Source organism: Streptantibioticus ferralitis (assembly GCF_029223525.1).
GTDB classification, from domain to species: Bacteria; Actinomycetota; Actinomycetes; order Streptomycetales; family Streptomycetaceae; genus Streptantibioticus_A; species Streptantibioticus_A ferralitis.
Map to the genome: position 1 here is coordinate 1 of NZ_JARHTQ010000061.1, position 19,437 is coordinate 19,437.

Below are 19,437 nucleotides of genomic sequence, written 5' to 3' on the forward strand. Positions count from 1 at the left end.
GGGAACCACCAGGGCCGCCAAATCTCGTCGGGGAGCATCGTTCATCACGACCGGTGACCGTAGTGCTCGATGCCTTCATCCGCCCATTGAACTGGGCAATCTCTAGAGTTCGTTCAGTCAACGGGGCGTTTTCATGCTGGCACGGGGTCGCGTAGTCGCGACCGCAGGTCCCCAGGGCAACCTTGCGGAGCTCGAAGTGGGCCAGGAATTCGTCCCACTCGGTGGCGGTGAGCTCGCGGTACTCCTCGCTGGGCCGCTCGGTTCTGCGGCGGGCGATGAAGGCCCGGTGATGGGAGATCACGTCCTCCGGGTAAATCGCTAATGGTGGAGTCGGGTATTGGAACTCTCGGAATACCCAGGCTCAGGAGTTGTTCCTGGGGTTGAGCGCTTCAGCTGCCCCTGAGCGCGAGAGTTGGCCGGCCCGGTGCTCAGTCGCTGGGCGACAGAATCGCGAGGGTCATGGTCTTTGAGCGACGAAGACGAACTCCTTGCCCGGACGATCGGGAGCGTCCCGGACCTCTCGCAGCACGTAGCCCTGCGCGATCAGATCGGCCTCAACCTCCTGGCGGCCCCGGAATCTGAGGGTCGAATCGGACATGAGGTGCTGCCCGTCCGCAGCGAACACGTAGTTCCACCGAAACGTCACGACGGGTTGGCTCACTTCGACCAGCTCAATCCAGCTCTCGACCGCGCCGACACCCGGGATCTCCGTGACTCGGGGCGATGCTGCGCGGTTCCACGACTCCCAGGCGCGTGCAGCCGGATCCCTGGTCTCGAACACCAGATGTCCACCGGGCCGCAGTGCCCCATGAGCCCCCCGCAGCGTCTGCTGCCATGCCTCCGGGGCGACGATCTCCTGTGCGACGTTCGCCGTCATGGTGGCAAGGTCCACCTTCAGAGGAGGAAGAACTGCCGCGTCACCGCAGATCCAGCGGACGCGATCGCTGCCCGGCTTTCCCCTGGCCACGTCGATGGAGGCTTGGGCGGGATCGACGCCGACGACCTCGATCCCGCGATCGGCTAGCAGGAGTGCGAACACGCCGGTGCCGCAGCCGATATCCAGGACCCGCTTCGCGTCGAGTTGCTGAGCGAGGACGAGGTAGGCGTGGAGGTCAGTGCGATCTGGATCAAGCGGGTCGTAGATCGCTGCCAGCCGTGGATACCCGAAGATCTCATCAGCCATGCGCCCGAAGGTATAGGCAGTGTGTGGTCGGCTGCCGCTCAATTTGGCGGAGAGCGGACCGCTGTATGGGCGGCTGCAAGCCAACTGAGGTACTCACCCTTGCCGACTGAAGCGGTAGGGTTTCGGCGGCTGATCTCGGCTGCGTAGGCGCCCCAGTCCCCGGCGGCAGCTCTGCGCCTGCCGAAAACCCATCCGTGCAGTTCAAGCGGCATGGTGGTACTCGTGGATGACTCCGCCGAGGCGGTCTCTGCGGCGTATGTTCATGTGCGTGGCCTGTCTGGAGTCGCGCGGTTCGGGGACGGCGCGTAGGGGCGCCGCCTGATTGATCGCTTGGTGTGGTGCAGCTCGAACTGGCGGAGGGCGTGGCGCAGGTGGCGCTCGTTCCAGATGAGGTGCGGTCTAGGAGTTCGTGGCGGCAGGTCTGGACCCAGCGCTCCATGATGGCGTTCATGCGTGGCATGCGGACGCCGGTGAGCACGACCTGGATGCCGGCGGCTGTAAGGATCTGGTCGAAGAGCGCGGGGAACTTCGCGTCCCGGTCCCGGATCAGGTACGTGACGGTGGCTGCGGCGTCCTCGAGGTCCATGACGAGGTTTCGTGCGGCCTGGCTCACCCATGGCGCGGTGGGATGCGCCGTGGTGCCGAGGATCCTGATGCGGCGGGTAGCGTGTTCGATGACCGCGAGAATGTACTGGCGTTGGCCGGTCAGCGTGACGGTTTCGATGAAGTCGCAGGCCAGGAGGGCGTCGGCTTGGGAGCGTAGGAAGGCGGCCCAGGTCGTGGTGGCGCGGTCGGGTGCGGGGTCGATGCCTTCGGCTTGGAGGTCGGGTAGCCCGAGGGAATCTCACCCTCGGGCTCCCACAGAATCCGTACGTGACAGTCTCCCGTCATACGGCTCTTGTCGTTCTGGTCATCTGGGGGCCGGTTTCACCCAGATCCAGTGAGCGAAGTACCGCGGCTGACGGGCGGCAGCGACGCGCATCGCGTCGAGGGCCGTTCTCCATCCCCGCAACTTCTTGTACTTCTTTCTGATCCACCGCAGCAGGTAGGTGTTGATGCGGTAGAGCAGGGGCGTCAGCGCCGAGCGGTGGAAGGCCCCGTAGTAGGCCATCCATCCCCGCACGATCGGGTTGATCATGCGTGCGAGGTCAGCTTCGGTGCTGCTGACGCGGTGGTCCAGTCGCCAGGACCGCACGACCACGTTCATCTTCTTCAGAGCGTCCTTGCTGACGGCCGGAAGGAAGCGGGTGTACTGCACCCCATCCTTCCGGCGGGCCGCACGCGGTTGGAAGGTGTACCCCAGGAACGTGAACGACGTGCACTCGAAGGCACCGCGCCGGTTGCTGTCCTTGCAGTACGCAATCCTCGTCTTGTCCGCGTGCAGTTCCAGTCCCACCTGGGCCATCCGCTCGTGCAGCGCGGCCAGGACCCTGCGGGCCTGGTACTCGGTGGTGCAGTGCACCACCGCATCGTCCGCGTATCGTTCGAAGACGACGGCCGGGAACTCCCGGGCCAGCCAAGCGTCGAACGCGTAGTGCAGGAACAGATTCGCCAGGACGGGCGAGACCGATGAACCCTGTGGGGTGCCTCGATCCCGCTCCAGCAGGCTCCCGTCGGGCAGTTGCAGCGGAGCGGCCAGCCACCGCTTCACATACAACGTCACCCAGCGGGCGTCAGTGTGCGCTTCCACGGCCTTGAGGACGAGGTCCCACCGGACGCTGTCGAAGAACTTCCGGATGTCCAGATCGATCACCCAGTCGTACTCCCAGCAGCGCCTGCGGCAGACCTCGACCGCGTTCAACGCCGAACGGCTCGGCCGATACCCGTAGGAGTCCAGGTGGAACACGGGCTCCACCCGCTCCTCCAGGTGCGCGGCCACCACCGTCTGCGCCACCCGGTCGGCGACAGTAGGCACCCCGAGCACACGTGTACCTGCGGCACCGTGCGCCTTGGGGATCTCCACCGCCTTGACCGGGGGCGGGAAGTACGTCCCCGAGGACATCCGGTTCCAGATCCTGTACAGGTTGCCCCGCAGGTCCTTCTCGAACCCCCTCGACGGACTGCCCGTCCACACCGGGCGCTCCCTGATTGCCCTTCACCTTGGTCCAGGCGTCCCACACCTCCCGCTTGGAGATGCGGAACGGCTTGTCAGATGCTTTCAACTCGTCCATCGGGCTCCTCCCAGAGCACTTCTGGTTGACCGAACGAACAAAGCCACGAACGACCCGGCCCCTTCGCTCCACCCCCGTTACAGGGGTTTCGGCACTACTACGAGCCGGTCCGCCGGCGTGTCCCGCGACGGTACTCACGTCCCTACGGGGAACTCCCGACTCGGGCACTCCCGGTTACCGCGCGCTGAACCGCGGCAGTGCGAGGACACGCCTTCTCACGTTCCGTACGGGAGCGGCAGGCAGGGCTCACGTCACCTCTACGCCGGACACCGCCTGGCCAGTCGGCGGGCTCCCGCCAGGCTCATCCCGGACCGGAAATCTACGCCCCGGTTTCGATGTCGTCTGAGTCTGTTTCGACGCTTCAAACAGTGATCGTCTTCCCTGCCCCTACCTGACGCCTCTCGGGCGCCTTTTCCTCATCGCTCACCACGACGGTCTTCAGCCAACGCAGCATGAGGCGGTTTGAAGCCTCCCCCCGCAGGGCGACTCCGAAGGGCCAATCCTTCATCTCCCGTACAGCACCGCATCAAGGATGCTCAGCTCAACGACCTACAACATGCTGAGCTCCCTTCCGCGTTCGTGACACACGATTCCCCAGACCGTCGTCGAGCCGACCGAATGCCCGAGCCGAACCAATTCGCCCTGGATCCGACGGCAGCCAACGCGGATTCTCGTGGGCCAGCCGCAGCACCAGGGATCGGATGGAGCGCACGGTGCGGGGCCGGCCTCCGCGATGGGGACGGGACTGGGCCGCGTGACGGCGGGCGACCACGTCGCGGTGCCAACGCAGCACCGTGTCTGGCCGCACCAGCAAGCGGATCCGGCGTAGCGCCTGCGTTGGCAACTGGTGCAACAGCGCCGCCAGGAACGCCCGATCGCCCGCGCTGAACCGTACCCGCTGTCCACTCAGCTGCCTTTCCAGCACCGCGATCTGATGACGCAGCGCCAGGATCTCCACATCCTTTTCCCGCTCGCTCATCGGCAGTAACCGCAGCATCGCGAACGCGTTCGTCACACCCAGGTAGGCCAGTCTCAACAGCACGGCCGATCATCATGGCGGGTGATGGTCCAGCCTGCCAGAGCGCCGGATCGGGCGATACGGTCGACGTCCCATGTGCCGTGACACACCGCCTCTCACCAGGCCGGATGAGGTTATCGGCAAGGGCAGTACTGCCGTATCCCTGCGGCGCGATGAGTGTTCAAATTGTCCCAGACAAGGATGATGGGGCCGCCCAGTTGCTGGTGAGCGCAGGCGATCAGGTCCCGGTAGCCGGTTCAGTCGAAGCTTGTCCGTTCGCGTTTGCGCTTTTCGTAGACGCGGGGCCGGTAGATCAGGCGGGGCCGTTCGCCGGGCCGGTAGCAGGCCATGGCCGCGATCGAGATGCGCCGGTAGGACCGGCCCCTGACCCGCACCACAGGGGTGTGCCCGCGGCGGCCCCAGGTATGGGCGCGTGGCGGCGTCATCGAGTCATCGAGAAGCCGGCCTCGTCTTCGAAGACGATCCAGGCCCCGAGCGCCGCGGCGGTGCTTCCACGTGCGGCCACACGTCTTTCTTCCACAACTGCACCGCGTGCTCGTTGCGTTCCATGGCACGACGGGCCGGGCACTGCCAGGACCAGCCGCCTCGGCGCAGCAGACGACACACTCCGGCTACCGACACGGTCAGGTGGAAGCGTCTGCCGATCACCGTTTTCACTCGCACCAGGGTCCATCGCTGGTCCGTCCAGCCATGCACGGTAGGCCCCTGGGCCAGCAGTTCCTCCAGCACAGCGAACTGTTCATCGGTTAGTTTCGGCTGTTTGGCCGGGCCTTGGGACTGCAAGGCTTGTATCCCGCCCTCACGCCAGGCACGGCGCCACCGCTCAACCGACCGCTTACTCACCCGCAGGTCCCGGGCGATCGTCGTGGTCTTCTCGCCCCGGATGAATCGCTCGCTTGCCTCCATCCGGATCCGTTCTCTGAACGCCTGCCGCTCAGCGGTCAGCCCGCCCCCTTGCGCGTATCGCATGCAACCGGCGTACCGCGAGCGGCAGTTACCGTCACCACCGACAACAAGCCGAAAACCTCAGTAGGCGTCGAGCGTCATGAAGAGGCTGTTAAGACCCTCCGCCAGCAACGGGTGCGTGAAGATGGCGTTCGCCATGGCGGTGTACGGGAGCTTGCCCAGCATGGCGACCTGGATGATCGTCATGATCTCGCCGCCTTCTGCGCCGAGCACGGCGGCGCCGAGGATCTGCTGGGTGTGCGCGTCGATGACGGCCTTCATGAAGCCGCGCGTGTCCCCGGTCTCAAGGGCCCGGATGACGGCGCTCATCGGCAGCTTCGCGACGCGCACCGCGCGGTTCTCCTCCCTGGCCTGCCGCTCGGTCATGCCAACGCGGCCGAGTTGCGGGTCAATGAAGACGGTGTACGGGACGATCCTGTCCCGCGTGCTCGCCTTCTCGCGGCCGAGCAAGTTGGCGTGCAGGATGCGGTAATCGTCGTAGGAGAGATGGGTGAAAGCGGGGCCGCCCTTGACGTCTCCCATGGCGTAGATGCCGGGGACGGAGGTCTCCAGGGACTCATCGACCGCGATGAAGCCGTTGTCGCGCAGCCGGATGCCGGCCGCCGCCAGCGTGAGTCTCTCGGTGTTGGGGACGCGGCCGATGGCCGACAGCAGGTGGGAGCCCTCGATCTGCCGCTCGCCGTCCGGCGTGCCAACGGTCAGACGCAGCCGCCCGCCGCCTGCCTCCTCGACCTGGTCCGGCATCGTAGAGGTCAGGACCGTGATCCCGTCGTCGCGCAGGATGGCTGCGGCCTCGTCAGAGACGTCGTCGTCCTCCTTCATCAGCAGGCGCGGGCCGGTCTGAACGATCGTGACCTCGCTGCCGAACCTGCGGAACATCTGCCCGAACTCCAGGCCGATGTAGCCCCCTCCAAGGATGATCAGATGCTCAGGGAGCGCGTCCAGCTCCATGATCGATGTCGAGTCCAGGACAGTGACGTTCTGCGCGCCGCTGATCGCCAGCGGCTTGGGCCTGGTGCCCGTGTCGATGACGATCACCGGCGCGCTGATCTGTCGCCTCCCGCCGTCGCTCAAGGCGATCTCGACGGTCTTGGGCCCCGTGAAATGGGCCTCGCCTTCGATCACGTCGAGCCCGTCCTGGGTCAGGCGGCTCGCGTAGTTCTCCCGCGCGCCCGCGACCATCGCCCGCTTGCGCTCCCGCACGGCGGCGAGGTCGACCGACACCGGACCGGTCCGCACGCCGTACTCCGCGCCGCGCCGCGCCTGGTAGGCGAGGCGCGCGCTGGCGATCATTGTCTTGGTCGGGGTGCACCCGGTGTTCACGCAGACGCCGCCCAGGTGGTCGCGCTCGACGAGCGCCACCTTCTTGCCTGCCTTCGCCAGATCCAGGGGGAGGAACCGGCCGCCCTGGCTGGTCCCGATCACCATCACGTCATAGCTCTCGTCCGCCACGGGAAGATCGTAACTCTGTGCTTTCTCATGCGCACTGAAGGTTGCAGCCGGGTGGGGTGGGTTCTTGATCGGCGGGGTGATCGGGCCGTCATCAAGGGCCGCGAATAGGTTCGGGTCGGCGCCGTGGGTGGTGAGGGCCATGCTGGCGACGTCGTGCCCGGGCCTCGGCTGATCGGTGATGGGCAAGGCGGCGCTCCCCGGCTGCCGAACAGCCCAGCCATTGAGCGGGAGACCACATGGGTGCTGGGCTCGGGCCTCATACCACCGGACGCACGCAAAAGCCCCCTGCCGGCATATGCGCCGGTGAGCGGGCTATCGTGAGCGTACAGAAGAAGCACTCAGGGCCAGGTCGCGATCCACGATCACCGCCACCTTGCCCCCTGCGCCATGGCCCGCCCTCATCGACTGCAGTCCCGCATTGATTGCCTCGACGGTGCTGTCGATGGTCTGGCCGATGTACGGGACCACAAGTCCCTGCGTCGCCCACTCCATCGCCAGAGCCATCCCGCGCTGGAGAAAGGCGCGCGCCTCCCTGTCGAGCGTGGCGGGTTCGGAGAAGTAGCGCAGCAGATTGACGTCGACACGTTTGGCGCCACGCTCGGCCAGGATGGCATCTACCGGGCTGTGTGTTTCGGCCAGACGTGTCGTCTTGCCGGGCCCGACGCCGAGCACGATCCAACTGCCGTCTCGCCGGACGGCCTTCGCGGTCTCGACGAATCCCTGCTCGCTGTAGGTGGTGTCGAAGACGAGGTCAACACCCCGGTCACCGGTCAGCTTGGCGATTTCGGCGGCAATGTCGTCGCGCTTGTAATTGAAAACGTGGTGGGCGCCGGACTGCCGGGCCAGTGCGATTGATTGCGGCGTGCTGCCGCTGCCGATAACCAGTCCGGCCTCCAGGGAACGCGCCGCCATCTGCACGGCGAGATGCCCGACGCCGCCCCCACCACCCGGGATATAGCCCGTATCGTCGGCCTGGACCGCCCGGTAAAGACCTGAGAAGGCGGACAGGAAGGCCATCGGCAGTACCGCTGCATCGTGGAAGCTCACAGTCGGTGGCTTGCAAACGGTGGGAATCGGTGCGCGAGGGCATACCCGCCCTCGCCTCCGTTCCCGCCCGTTGCGGCCCAGCCGCCATCACCGTTCAAATCGGCCATGGCAGCCACCGCATCCCCGATGGCCACGCCATTCACATCGCGGCCCACGGCGACCACCACGCCCGCCAGGTCAAGACCGAGAACGACAGGGGGCGTCCGTCCCATGAAATTGAGGTCAGCCAGCTTGTACTCCAATGGGTTGAGCGACGAGGCGGCGACGCGGATCAGCACCTGATCGGCCGCCGGCTGCGGGACGGGAACACGCACCGCCTCGAGCGGCAACCCAGCTCGGTCTCTTGTGTAACCGACGCCGAGAAACGTCTCCGAAATCTTCTCAGTCTGCGTCATGACGCTCCTCCTCGCAGCCTCTTGTGGAAGGACACCTCTCGCCACCAGAAGCTGTCCCGAACCACTATTTGCGATTGTCGCGGGCCTGCGCGGTGCCGCCAGTGGGACGGCGGCCAGGGTGACCACCGATTGAGGAAGCGCGGCGCCAAACGCCGCCAGGATGGCGTCGACCGCCATCCGTCCGACGTTGAACCGCTGGCCGAGCCACAGCCACGGCGTTGACGAACCATTCCGCGGCCCGCGCCACCGGCGACACTCAGTCGTGGAAGGTCTTGCGGGTGCGCTCGCAGGGCCACGGGATCTTGGCAAGTGCGACCGCGGCCGCGATCACGATGGTGGCAGCGGCGACCCGGTGGCCGAGCCGTCGCAGCTCACCTTGGATCCTGACGTACCCCCAGGTCGGATTCTCCTCGGCCAGGCGCTGGATGAGTGCGACGATCTCGTCGGGCAGCGGTGGTCGGCCGGGCTTGCTCGGTGGTTGGCGCCACTTCCAGCGCGCCAGGCGCCGGTGTCAGGTCAGCAGCGTGCCCGGGGTGACCAACCGGTGCCGCCGCAGGGCGGATGGCAGATGCGGCGCGAGAGCGGAGAGCATGGCGCGGTCGGCCCACGAGATCCGCGGCCGCTTGACCTGTCGGCGCAGGACGGCGACCTCGTGGCGCAGGGCGAGGATCTCGGCCTTGTGTGCGGCGCAGGAGCGCCCCAGCAGTGTCAGCCGGCTCAGCAGTCGGCAGAAGATCAAGTACAGCAGTCGTAAACCCACGAACCGGGATCATGCCCGGAGCACGGCCGCTCGCAAAGCTGTTGGTCAGCCGCTGTACGGCAGTAAAGACACCCTTCAGGGAGATGCGGGTATGGCGGCGTCGGATGAGGTTTCGGTGCCACCGCAGGATCGTGTCCGGGGAGACGATCAGGTGGAGCGTCCGCAGTCGGGCGCGAGGCAACTGGTGGAGGAGCGCAGCCAGGAAGGCGCGGTCCGCCGGGGTGACGCGTGGCCTGTCGATCTGCCGTTGCAGGACCGTCAGTTGGTGGCGCAGCGTCAATATTTCGATGTCCTTGTCGGTGTCGCTCATTGGAAGCAGCCGTATGAGGGCGAAGACGCTCGACACGGCGAGGTAGGGCAGTCGCAACAGCACGATCGATCAGCCTGACATGCCTGTCCGGCGACCGCCCGCCGTTTCGCGAGAACCTGCAGGCCACAGGCCATGGATGGGGTTTTCGGCACCCGCAAGGAGGAAAACCGTGCCGACTCCATGCTGTGGCCGCGTCGTTCTTCGCCGCCGTTACGGGCGATTCAGGTGGATCGGGGCTCTGCCCGCCTCCGCAGGGTGGTCGGGGTCTCGCCGTATCGCTTCTTGTGGGCCCTGATGAAGTGGCTGCTGTCGTGGAAGTGCCAGCGGGCGGCGATCTCCGCGACGGTCCAGGCGGTGGAGAGCAGGTCGGCGCGGGCGCGTTCGAGACGTCGTTGCCGCACGTGCTCCATGATCGAGGTCTCCCGGGTGGCGAAGGCGCGGTGGAGAGTGCGGACGGAGACGTGGAGGGCGTGGGCGATGGCGCGGGGGTCGAGGTCGGGGTCCGCCAGTCGGCTTTCGACGTACTCCTGCGCCGCCTTCACCAGGGTGGGGAACAGGCGCGGATCGTCGATGACCTGGTCGTCGAGCACGCCCTGGAGCAGTTCGACGGCGGCGTTACGGGCCGCCACGCCGAGCCGGTCCCGGCCGCCGATCTCCGCGCAGGCGCGCAGATGGGCCAGCAGCAGGCGCGCGGCCGGGGTGTCCTGCTCGGCGGCGATGATCGGGCCGATGGAGGGGAAGCGGATGTTCTCGGCGGGCAGCGCGAGTGTGACCGCGTGTGTTCCCGGACCGACCTCGAAGTTCCAGGACGTGCCGTTCCTGCGTGTGCACAGTTGGCCGGGGCGGGTTGTGACGGTCGCACGCTCGGAGGCGTAGGTCATCCGGCCGTGGAAGTTGAAGTGGGCGACGACGTGATCCGCGAGGTGGCCGTGCGGGCTGCCGGTGCTGCCGGAAAGGGCGTCGCTGTACTGATTCTCGATGAAGACGTCGTGGAAACTCAGCCTTTTGAGGCGCACCGTGTAGTCGCCGGTGCCGTGCCGCGGCAGGGTCAGCGGGGGCGGCGGTAGGAGGCTGCCCCCCTGCCGCTCCCACTGGCTGATCAGCAGTTCGTTCCGTCGCTCGTGCGCAAAGGGCACGGTGATGTCGATCGAGGGCCGCTGAGTGCTGTCCTCGGGGTCCACGCCGCCGCCTCGAGCCACGAGCCCACGCTACCGCGAGCGCGCTGAAATTGGGCGCGGAAGTCCCATCCGGGTGGCGCCGGCGTCCAATTTCCCGGGGCCGGGTGACCACTACTGTCCATCATGACGTCGACCACCCACATGATCCCGATCAAGAAAGCCATGGATTAGCGATGCGTGTTCTGTTCTTCGGCTGCCCCGGCTTCGGCCACGCCGTCCCGCAGTTGCCGTTGGCCCGGGCGATGCGCGACCGAGGGGACCAGGTGGCCTTCGTCGCTGCCGCCTCCCTCGGCCCGCTGCTCGAGGCGGAGGAGATCGCCCTGCTGGCCGCGGGGCCCGAGGTCCCGGAACTCGTGGGCGAACTCAAGCGCACCACGGGCGTCGACATCCTCGCCGCGCCGCCGAGCGCCGAGGTCGAGGCGGAGATCTTCGCCGGCGCCCGGATCGACCTCGGCTACGAGGACTCCCTGGCCGCGGCGCGCGAGTTCACGCCGGACCTGATCGTCGTGGACGCGATGGACTACGTCGGCCGGATCGTGGCCAGCGCGTTGGATATCCCGCACGCGGTGATCGCACTCGGCCCCGCCGTGCGCCCGGAGAGCGTGGCCGCCGCCGACGCGCGGTCCGCGGAGAGCCACGCCACACGCGGTCTGACGCCGCACAAGGCCCGCTGGTATCTGGACACCTGCCCGCCCGCCCTGCAGTTCGACGACTTCCGGGCCCCGGCGACGCGCCTGGCCCTGCGCCCCGAGGCCTACACCGGCGGTGCCGCCGTTCCCGCGCCCGGCGGGAGCCGGGCCAGGCCGCGGGTGCTGGTGAACTTCGGCACGCTCTTCGTCATCCCCGAGGTCATCACCCCGATCGTCCAAGCGCTGCTGACCCGTCATCTCGATATCCGCGTCACCCTTGGTCCGATGCGGACCGCCGAGGAGTTCGACGTCGATTCGGACCGCGTCGAGTTCGTAGGCTTCACCCCGCTGGCCCAACTGCTCAGCGACGTCGACGCGGTGGTGACGATCGGCGGAGCGGGCACGATCCTCGGCACGCTCGCCCACGGGCTCCCCATGGTCCTGACCCCCTTGGCCGCCGACCAGCCCGTGCACGCCGGCCGCGCCGCCGCGGCGGGCGCCGGGATCGCCTTCCCGGTCGGAGAGTTCAAGCCCGGGGACGTCGCCGAGGCGGTCGCGTCCGTCCTCGAGACGCCCGGCTACAAGGAAGCCGCGCAGCGCGTGGCCGCCGAGATCAAGGCTATGGCTTCGCCGGCCCAGGTAGCCGCCGAGCTGGCCGCCGCTATCGATTGACAGCGGCGCGCGGCGGCTTCGCGAGCTGCGGGCGCGCCGGTCAGCCGGACTCGTCGGCGCGTGCCGGCCGTGCGTCAAGCTGCCCGATGGCCCAGTCCGTCCACTCGAGGTTCATAGCCATGAGCCGGTGACCGTATTCGAGGGCCAGGTGGCCGTAGACCGCGATGTCGTCTCGCTCCCAGTCGGCCGTGTTCTCGACGTGGTCGAGGATCTGCTGCCTACTTCGGATCACTTCGGCTTCCTGCCGCAGGTAGTCGGCGGCCTGCTTGTGGGTCAGGTTGCCGAGGAAGAAGATCCGCAGCAGGGTCTCGTTGCGCTGAACGCGGTTGGGTTCGGTCTCGGCCATCCAGCGGTGCAGTTCGCCACGGCCGGCCTCGGTGAGGTCACAAGTCGGGCGGTCGAAAGAGGTACCGCCGTGAGCCTTCTCCGCAGCGCCTTCCCGTGGATCTTCTTCACCGTGCTGGGCTCGAAGAGCTGGCAGGCCGCCGCCATCGCCGCCGCCGCGAGCTCGCTCGTGATCGTGGTACAGAAGCGCCGCGCCGATACCGGATGGGAGGATCTGATCCTTGATGTCGGCACGCTCGCCTACTTCGTCCTTCTCGCCGCCTTCGCCTCCGTCTCCCCGCACTCCGGCCTTCGGCCTTACTCGGGCGCCGGATCCCATGCCTTCCTGGGGCTGGTCGCGTGGTTCAGCATGGCCGTGCGCAAGCCGTTCACGATGGACTTCGCCAAGCAGAGCACGCCCAAGGAGATCTGGACGGAGCCCCGCTTCCTCAAGGTGAACATGACCATCAGCGCGTTCTGGGCCGCGGCCTTCACCGTCACCGCGCCGTTGATCGCGTTGGCCTACCACGCCACCCACAAGAGCCTCGCCGCCGCCTCCGTCCAGCTGGTCGGCCTAGCCGTCGCGGGCCTGTTGACCGTCCGCTACGCCGCGCACGCCCGCGCCAAGGGAGCCGCGGCGACCGTCGGCAACGCGGCCGCCTGATCAGCACCTGAACGAAGGCGCGCTCAACGGACAAGACGTTTCAAACACTCATCAGGGAGCTGACGATGCAAGTAGTCATCGACCATATCGAAGGTCGACGTAAGGCATACGAGAGACATGATTTCCTTGTCAAGCTGCTGGCTGACACGACGCTGCCCGGCGAGCGGCGCCTGGCGTGGGCGCCGAGTGTCATCCCGTTCATCATGGGCTACTCGGATCTCAACAAGTACGTCTTCCGCAAGGGCGAGGGGGATGCTCACCTCGATCCCCTGCAGGCGTTGCTGAATGCCCACACCTACGAAGAAGACTTCCATTGGCAGTGGATGCTGCAGGACCTGGAGAAGCTCGGAGCCGACGGCCGGATGCCGCTGTCCGAGGCCACCCGCGTGCTCTGGGGACCGGAGTTCGCCCACTCTCGACGCCTGTGCCTCGAACTGGCGTCGCTCGCTGCCGGCGCGCCGGCGTACGCCGCCTTCGCGATGGTGGAGGCCATCGAGGCGGTGTCCGTCACCATATTCGAACATTGCCAGGGAATCAGTCTGCGCGACGGGCAGGAATGCGAGTTCTTCGGCACTAAGCATTACGCCGCGGAGGCGTCCCACAGCATCAAGTCCCCGGAGGTCGCGGAATCGAGCCTGCCAAGGCTCGACGACCTCCAGCGCGGAAAGGCGATTGTGATGGCGGACCGGGTGTTCTCACTATTCGACGAGTGGTCCAACGGACTACTTCGGTTCGCGATCGAGAACGAGGTGAACGCCGATACCTACGCAAGGATGGTGGAGCAGAGCAAGGAAGCGTGGCCGAGCACTCATCACGTGCCGGGGCCGGGGGACGGTGTCGTGGGGGCCATGCCAGCGAGATAGATGTCCACGAGGCGTCGCGCCGTCGCGGTCCAGTCGGTGGCCGCCGATGTCTGCTCCGAGGAAGACGGCGAGCACGTGGCCCCGCTCGTCCGCGACCGCTTTGGCCGCCTCGACGTCCTGGTCAACCGCGCCGGATACTTCACCGTCCTGGAGCTTCGAGACCATGACCACAGCGCAGTGGCGCCACATCATCGACGTCAACCTGACCAGAACCTCCTTGATCACCCGTGTGCTCGCTCCCCTCATGAAGGAGCAGGGTTCGGGCCGGATCATCTACTTCAGCTCGGCCGCCGTCTACAGCGGCGTCGCGGACCAGGTCGCCTATGTCGCCGCCAAGGCCGGCATCATCGGCTTCACCCGCAGCCTGGCCCACGTCCTCGGCGAGCACGGCAACACCGTCAACAGCACCACTCCCGGTCTGACCGCCACCGAGGCCGTCCGGCACAGCTTCCCAGCCGCCTTCCTCGCGGGCAGCGCGATGCACGGGCACCGCACCGCGACGAGCAGCCCGAGGACCTGGCCGGCCCGGTGTTCTTGCTGGCCTGCGACGACGCGGCCTTTCTCACCGGCCAGATCACCAACGTCGACGGCGGCTGTGCCAAGCACTGAGCACCGATTCACCCGCGCAAGCGGCCCACCCCGGCAAGACGCAATGGATACGGAACGGATCGACATGGTCGACGTGAACGTAGAGCCGATTGAAGTTGAGGTGCGCGGCCACACGGGAAACCTCCTGCGCGCCGACGTATACCTTCCCTCGGGTAGCGACGGGCCCTTCCCGATCGTGCTGGGCGCGTCCCCTTATCAGAAGGCCCTGCGGTACCTACCGCCGAGCCCGGTGTTCCCGTTCACCGAATACGGCCCGATCCAGCTCTACCTCGACAACGGCTACGCCTACGTCGCGATGGACCTTCCCGGCACAGGTCGCTCCGAGGGGACCTGGGACCCGGTCTCGCGTGCCGAGGGTGAGGCGATCCACGACATGATCGAGCACGTCGCGCTCCTACCGTGGAGCACAGGCGCCGTCGGCATGATCGGCATGTCGCACTACTGCTGGAGCCAGTGGAACGCCGCGCGCACCCGTCCACCGCACCTCAAGACGATCGTGGCCTACGACGGCGCGACCGACATGTACCGCGACTGGATGTACCACGGCGGCATCCCGATCCAGGGCTTCCTGAGCACCTGGCTGTTCGGATCAGTGCTCTACCAGCACGAGCTGCGCGGGATCGACTTCCACGTCGGCGAAAAGCACGAGTTCGTCTACGACGTCCTTTCCCACCCCCTCGACGACGAGTGGCACCGGCGCAGATCACCGTTCTGGGAACTGCCGGAGGTGGAGATCCCGGTGTTCTCGATCGGGGTGTGGGGTAAGGCCGCGCTGCACCTGCGCGGCAACTTCTACGGCTTCGAACGCGTCCGCGGACCGAAGAAGCTCCTGGTCGCGCACCCCGCCGGCTTCGCCGCTGCGCAGCAGTACTACTTCGACGAGCAGTTCCACCGCGATGAGCTACTGCCCTGGTACGACCACCACCTCAAAGGCATCGAGAACGGAGTGATGAAGCAGCCCGCGGCACGCTTCTACGTCAACGGGGAGGACACCTACCGCTCCGCAGAGTCCTGGCCGCCGCCGGATGCGGCACCGACCGTCTTCCACCTTTCCGGCGAGCACAGCGGCGCCGTCGCCTCGCTCAATGACGGCTCGCTCACCGAGACCGCGCCGGAGGCCGAGCAGGATGCCACCTCATGGTCCTACCCGGACCCGCAATGGATGGCTGGTGTCACCGTGTTCGACAAGCACGGAGTGTCCGACCACGTCGCGCGCGTCAACACGTTCACCACCACGCCGATGGACCGGGACCGGGAGTTCACCGGCCACGGCGTGCTGACGCTCTACGCGTCGACTGACCAGACCGACCTCGACCTCTTCGTGAAGGTGTCCTTGGTCTCTGGCGATCCCGAGGCCGGGCTGCCGGTCAAGGTGACCCAGGGCTGGCTGCGCGCCTCGCACCGCACCGAGGACCCGGAACTGACCTCCGACATGCGCCCGTTCCATCAGCACTCGCAGGTGGAACCGCTCGTGCCCGGCGAAGTCTACGAGCTGCGCGTGGAACTGCTGCCGATGTCCTTCCTCGCCCGCCGAGGCGACCGGATCAGACTGGAGATCACCAATCAGGACTCGCTGATCACCGACGCACCGATGACCCACTTCTACGGGACCAAGGTCGGCACCGACACCTACCACCACGACCGCACGCACCCTTCGACGCTCCGACTGCACGAGCGTCCCCGCCCCAATGCCTGAACGGAGCAAACCATGAGCATGGCCTATCTCGCGCAGCCCGACCAGCAGCAGCAACTCGAATGGCTCGACGGCGGCACCCTCGCGATGCTGCTCGACGGCAAGGCCACCGACGGACAGTTGATGATCGGCCGCTTCGACGTCGCCGAGGGCGAGGCCCCGCCCTACCACAAGCACACCCGCGAGGACGAGGTCTTCCTGCTGATCAAGGGCACCGCGCTGGTGTGGTGCGACGACCAGGAATACGAACTCGCCGAAGGCGGCATCGTCTACCTGCCCCGCAACATTCCGCACGGCTACCGCATCACCTCGCAGAAAGCCGACCTACTGATGATCAACACACCGGCCGGCATCGAAGGGATGTTCCGGGAGACCGGCCGCGACAAGGCCACACCGCGCCCGGACGGCTACGAAGTCAAACCCGACCCCGGCCTCGCGGACAAGTACGGCAACATCATCGTCGGACCGCCGCGCTGAGCCGTTCGTCAGCATCCATACCCCGGAAAGGCCCCACCATGACGCGGCAGCGGCGCCAAGCACTCGACGAACTCCTTCGGCACGGCCCGCTCGACGCCGGCGGCGACATCGCCGAGCAGCGCGCGATCTTCCACGAGATGATCGCCTCCGTCCCGCTGTCTGACGATGTTTCCATCAAGCAGGACGAACTCGGCGGCGTGCCCGTCGTCATCGTCGAGACCCCGAACCTCGATCCGCCGGCCGCGATCCTCTACTTCCACGGCGGCGCATACGCCCTCGGATCCGCGCCCGACTCCGTCGGCCTAGCCGCGGACATCCCTGCGGGACTCTGTCGCCTGATTCTTGGGAACCGCTGACGTGCAGCTTCTCCGCGTGGGACGGTGTTGGCGATCGGTCTGTTCGCGGGGAAACCCCCCGTAGGTGGCGCGCAGACCTGGGTTGAGGGCGGTAACCAGCCTGTCCAGCTCGGCGGTCAGGGCGGTGTGCTCCTCCGTCAGGCTCTGGACGCGTCTGGCCAGCGTGCGCAGTGCTGTCAGGAGCGGTGCGTGCGCGGGGTCGGTGGTCGGCCGGAGGCGGGCGAGGGCGGCGACGCGCTTGTCGCCGGGCACGGCAGGGTACTTGGCGCGGATGGAGTCTGGCGCGGTGACCAGCAGATGCGCGATCTGGTTGAGCGTCGCGGTGCGGGCCTTGATTGCGGAGCGTGCCGCGGTTTGCAGGGCGCGTATCCCGACGATGGCCTCGTCCTTCGGAGCGCTCGTCGCCCGTCCGGAGACGACGGCACGGGCCGCGGCGTAGGCGTCGATCGGGTCGGACTTGCCGATCCTGCGGCGTTCGGCTTTGTCGGGCCGGTTGACCTCGACGACTGTCAGGCCGGCCTGCCGAGCGGCGTGGGTGAAGCCCGAGCCGTAGGAGGAGGTGCCCTCCACCCCGATCGCGGCGACGCTGCCGTGGGCCTGCAAGAACGCGATTGCGGCTGCGTATCCGGCTGCGTTCGTGAGGAATTGGGCGTCGGCCGCGTGCCCGCCCCGGTCGTGTGCCGCTCGAAAATACGATTTGGTCCTGTGAGCTGCGGCGATGCCGTTCGGTCAGGCAACGTGGTGGTACTCGTTGACCAGGCCGCCCAGGACCGGTTGTCGCCGGACTCGGCAGGCCTGGAGGTCGGTGACGGTGGCCGGAGTGGGAGGATCGGTGCTTTCCGGGGGCAGTTGCTGCCGGGATTGGTGGGGGCGGTGGCGGTTGTAGTGCTCGATGTATTCGGTAAGCACTGCATGGGCATGAGCGTGGTCGTAGATCAGGATCCGGTCGAGGAGTTCGCGGCGGAGTGTGCCCACGGCTCTCTCGCAGATCGCGTTCGCTCTCGGTGCCCGGGGTGGGCTGAGCACGATCTCCACGTTCTCGGCCTCGAAGACGGCGTCAAAGGAACGGGTGTACTTGCCATCCCGGTCCCGCAGAAGGAAGCGCAGCGACTCCATGCGGCGCCCCAACGTCATGGTGAGGTTCCTGGCCTGCTGGATAGTCCACTGGGCGGTGGGGTGCGCGGTAATGCCGGCGAGGTGTAAGCGCCTGGTGCGGTGTTCGATGAAGACCAGGGCGTACAGGCGCTTGAGTGAGATGGTGTCGAGGTGGAGGAAGTCGGCGGCAATGATGCCGTGGGCCTGGGAGGTGAGGAACTGCCGCCAGGTCGGGCCGCAGCGCTGCGGGGCGGGATCGATGCCGGCGGCGTGCAGGATCTCCCAGACTGTGGACGGGGCGATCGGGTAGCCGAGACGAGCGAGCTCGCCCTGTATGCGCCGGTGACCCCAGGTGTGGTTCTCCCGGGCCAGCCGCAGGATGAGCTGCTTGATGGTGTACGCGGTGGAGGGTCTACCGGGGCGCCGGTGCTGGGTGAACGTCCACTTGTGTGCAACGAGTTGGCGGTGCCAGGCCAGCAGTGTGGACGGGGTGACCGCGAAGATCTGGCGCCACCGCTTGCGCGGGACCAGCCGGGACAGCAGGGCGAACCAGATCCGGTCGGCGGGTTCGTAACGGACCCGGGCAATCTGACGACGCAGCACCGCGTTCTCATGCCGAAGCGCGAGCACTTCCGCATCCTTGGCCACCCGGCTCCGCAGTACGGCAGCGGGCACCGTGACCAGGTTGCGGACCAGCTCGGTGACGATCGACAGGGGCACCGAAGGATCGTCCCAGACGCCATGCAGGCCACAGCATCAGGTCGGTAAACCCGCAGTTCAGGACCAGAATCGTATTTTCGAGCGGCACAGGTGGTCGGCCGGGCCTGGCCGGTGGCTGGCGCCACTTCCATCGCACCAGGTGCCGGTGCCAGGAGAGCAGAGTGTTCGGGGTGACCAGCCGGTTGCGGCGCAGGGCGGACGGCAGATGCCGCGCGAGAGCGGCGAGTGCGGCGCGGTCGGCCCATGACACCCGCGGTCGCCCGACCTGCCGTCGGAGCACGGCGACTTCATGGCGCAGAGCGAGGATCTCGGCCTTGTGTGCCGCAGAGGACCGTCCCAGGAGCGTCAGCCAGTCCAGCAGTCGACAGAAGATCAAGTACAGCAGTCGCAGGCCCACGAACCGCGATCACGCCCGGGCAGCCCGCGCTTGCAAAGCCGCTGCTCAGCCGCCGTGCGGTAGTAATGACACCCTTCAGGCGTTCCCGAACCGGTGAGCCAGACAGTCACACACGAGAGTGACCGAAGTGGACTCCGTCTCCGCGGTGGCATACAACTGCAACAACAGGGCCTCCTGGCAGGCGAGTTGGCGTAGACACCCTCCGAGCTACCAAGAGGCTCTGTTCCCATGCCCGGCACCGGCCGCAATCACCCGATCGAGACTCCCGTTCGACGGACACCACTCAAGATCGAAAAGACAACAGCTTCTTAGCTTGACGTTTATCCTCGGCGGGCTTGGTGTTCCTTGATGGTCTCGGCGCGTTTGACGGTCTTGCCGACGTCGTGGCGCTTGGCGCGGTGTCTGTTCTTCGAACCGGGCGGCCGTCCCGGGCCGGG

Annotated in this window: 17 protein-coding genes and 4 pseudogenes; 7 read left to right on the top strand and 14 right to left on the bottom strand. The window is 67.0% G+C overall.

The features are described from left to right. The 10 genes and pseudogenes from P2L57_RS38940 to P2L57_RS38990 all read right to left on the bottom strand — a co-directional run. Window positions 1-301 (bottom strand): annotated as a pseudogene (locus P2L57_RS38940) (hypothetical protein); the annotation flags it as partial. A 156-nt stretch (window positions 302-457) separates the two neighbouring features. Then, window positions 458-1,183: a class I SAM-dependent methyltransferase gene (locus tag P2L57_RS38945; RefSeq protein ID WP_275823196.1), complete on the bottom strand. Its 726-nt coding sequence runs from the start codon at window positions 1,181-1,183 to the stop codon at window positions 458-460. A gap of 201 nt (window positions 1,184-1,384) precedes the next feature. After that, window positions 1,385-2,006 (bottom strand): annotated as a pseudogene (locus P2L57_RS38950) (integrase core domain-containing protein); the annotation flags it as partial. Window positions 2,007-2,093: 87 nt separating this feature from the next. After that, entirely contained in the window at window positions 2,094-3,257 is a 1,164-nt protein-coding gene (gene ltrA / locus P2L57_RS38955; RefSeq protein ID WP_275823162.1) for a group II intron reverse transcriptase/maturase, read from the bottom strand. Between the two features lie 682 nt (window positions 3,258-3,939). Continuing rightward, window positions 3,940-4,396 (bottom strand): annotated as a pseudogene (locus P2L57_RS38960) (helix-turn-helix domain-containing protein); the annotation flags it as partial. A gap of 125 nt (window positions 4,397-4,521) precedes the next feature. Next, window positions 4,522-5,362 (bottom strand): annotated as a pseudogene (locus P2L57_RS41235) (IS630 family transposase); the annotation flags it as partial. A gap of 57 nt (window positions 5,363-5,419) precedes the next feature. Then, complete coding sequence (locus tag P2L57_RS38975; RefSeq protein ID WP_275823167.1) at window positions 5,420-6,997, bottom strand: mercuric reductase; 1,578 nt, start codon at window positions 6,995-6,997, stop codon at window positions 5,420-5,422. A gap of 126 nt (window positions 6,998-7,123) precedes the next feature. Next, complete coding sequence (locus P2L57_RS38980) at window positions 7,124-7,858, bottom strand: zinc-binding dehydrogenase (RefSeq protein ID WP_275823169.1); 735 nt, start codon at window positions 7,856-7,858, stop codon at window positions 7,124-7,126. Beyond that, entirely contained in the window at window positions 7,855-8,253 is a 399-nt protein-coding gene (locus P2L57_RS38985; protein WP_275823171.1) for an alcohol dehydrogenase catalytic domain-containing protein, read from the bottom strand. The genes P2L57_RS38980 and P2L57_RS38985 overlap by 4 nt, the downstream gene beginning before the upstream one ends. A 511-nt stretch (window positions 8,254-8,764) precedes the next feature. Continuing rightward, window positions 8,765-9,013 (bottom strand): integrase, encoded by a 249-nt coding sequence (locus tag P2L57_RS38990; RefSeq protein ID WP_275823174.1) that lies wholly within the window; start codon window positions 9,011-9,013, stop codon window positions 8,765-8,767. Window positions 9,014-9,104: 91 nt separating this feature from the next. Here P2L57_RS38990 and P2L57_RS38995 point away from each other — a divergent pair, with 91 nt between their 5' ends. Beyond that, window positions 9,105-9,401 carry a hypothetical protein gene (locus tag P2L57_RS38995; protein WP_275823176.1) on the top strand — a complete coding sequence of 99 codons (297 nt, stop codon included), beginning with the start codon at window positions 9,105-9,107 and terminating at the stop codon, window positions 9,399-9,401. Window positions 9,402-9,544: 143 nt separating this feature from the next. Here P2L57_RS38995 and P2L57_RS39000 read toward each other — a convergent pair whose 3' ends face one another. Further along, the gene (locus P2L57_RS39000; RefSeq protein ID WP_275823178.1) at window positions 9,545-10,522 is read right to left on the bottom strand and encodes an AraC family transcriptional regulator; all 978 of its coding nucleotides are present in this window, start codon (window positions 10,520-10,522) and stop codon (window positions 9,545-9,547) included. 152 nt (window positions 10,523-10,674) lie between these two features. Here P2L57_RS39000 and P2L57_RS39005 point away from each other — a divergent pair, with 152 nt between their 5' ends. Beyond that, the gene (locus P2L57_RS39005; protein WP_275823180.1) at window positions 10,675-11,802 is read left to right on the top strand and encodes a glycosyltransferase; all 1,128 of its coding nucleotides are present in this window, start codon (window positions 10,675-10,677) and stop codon (window positions 11,800-11,802) included. A gap of 40 nt (window positions 11,803-11,842) precedes the next feature. Here the strand turns inward: P2L57_RS39005 and P2L57_RS39010 are convergent, their stop codons facing one another. Then, window positions 11,843-12,148 (bottom strand): virulence activator alpha C-terminal domain-containing protein, encoded by a 306-nt coding sequence (locus tag P2L57_RS39010; RefSeq protein ID WP_275823182.1) that lies wholly within the window; start codon window positions 12,146-12,148, stop codon window positions 11,843-11,845. Window positions 12,149-12,217: 69 nt separating this feature from the next. Here P2L57_RS39010 and P2L57_RS39015 point away from each other — a divergent pair, with 69 nt between their 5' ends. The 5 genes from P2L57_RS39015 (at window position 12,218) to P2L57_RS39035 (ending at window position 16,788) form a co-directional block, all read left to right on the top strand. Continuing rightward, window positions 12,218-12,790, top strand: a complete 573-nt coding sequence (locus P2L57_RS39015) for a hypothetical protein (RefSeq protein ID WP_275823184.1) — start codon at window positions 12,218-12,220, stop codon at window positions 12,788-12,790. 65 nt (window positions 12,791-12,855) lie between these two features. Next, window positions 12,856-13,653: a hypothetical protein gene (locus P2L57_RS39020; protein WP_275823186.1), complete on the top strand. Its 798-nt coding sequence runs from the start codon at window positions 12,856-12,858 to the stop codon at window positions 13,651-13,653. Window positions 13,654-13,816: 163 nt separating this feature from the next. Next, entirely contained in the window at window positions 13,817-15,958 is a 2,142-nt protein-coding gene (locus P2L57_RS39025) for a CocE/NonD family hydrolase (protein ID WP_275823188.1), read from the top strand. A gap of 12 nt (window positions 15,959-15,970) precedes the next feature. Then, complete coding sequence (locus P2L57_RS39030; protein ID WP_275823190.1) at window positions 15,971-16,432, top strand: cupin domain-containing protein; 462 nt, start codon at window positions 15,971-15,973, stop codon at window positions 16,430-16,432. Window positions 16,433-16,470: 38 nt separating this feature from the next. Then, window positions 16,471-16,788 carry an alpha/beta hydrolase family protein gene (locus P2L57_RS39035; RefSeq protein ID WP_275823192.1) on the top strand — a complete coding sequence of 106 codons (318 nt, stop codon included), beginning with the start codon at window positions 16,471-16,473 and terminating at the stop codon, window positions 16,786-16,788. Here P2L57_RS39035 and P2L57_RS39040 read toward each other — a convergent pair. Together P2L57_RS39040 and P2L57_RS39045 are read right to left on the bottom strand one after the other, a co-directional pair. Beyond that, a complete protein-coding gene (locus tag P2L57_RS39040; RefSeq protein WP_275823198.1) occupies window positions 16,735-17,508 on the bottom strand; it encodes an IS110 family transposase in 774 nt (257 codons plus the stop codon). The genes P2L57_RS39035 and P2L57_RS39040 overlap by 54 nt on opposite strands. A gap of 9 nt (window positions 17,509-17,517) precedes the next feature. Beyond that, window positions 17,518-18,603: an integrase core domain-containing protein gene (locus tag P2L57_RS39045; protein ID WP_275823194.1), complete on the bottom strand. Its 1,086-nt coding sequence runs from the start codon at window positions 18,601-18,603 to the stop codon at window positions 17,518-17,520. Window positions 18,604-19,437 lie beyond the last annotated feature (834 nt).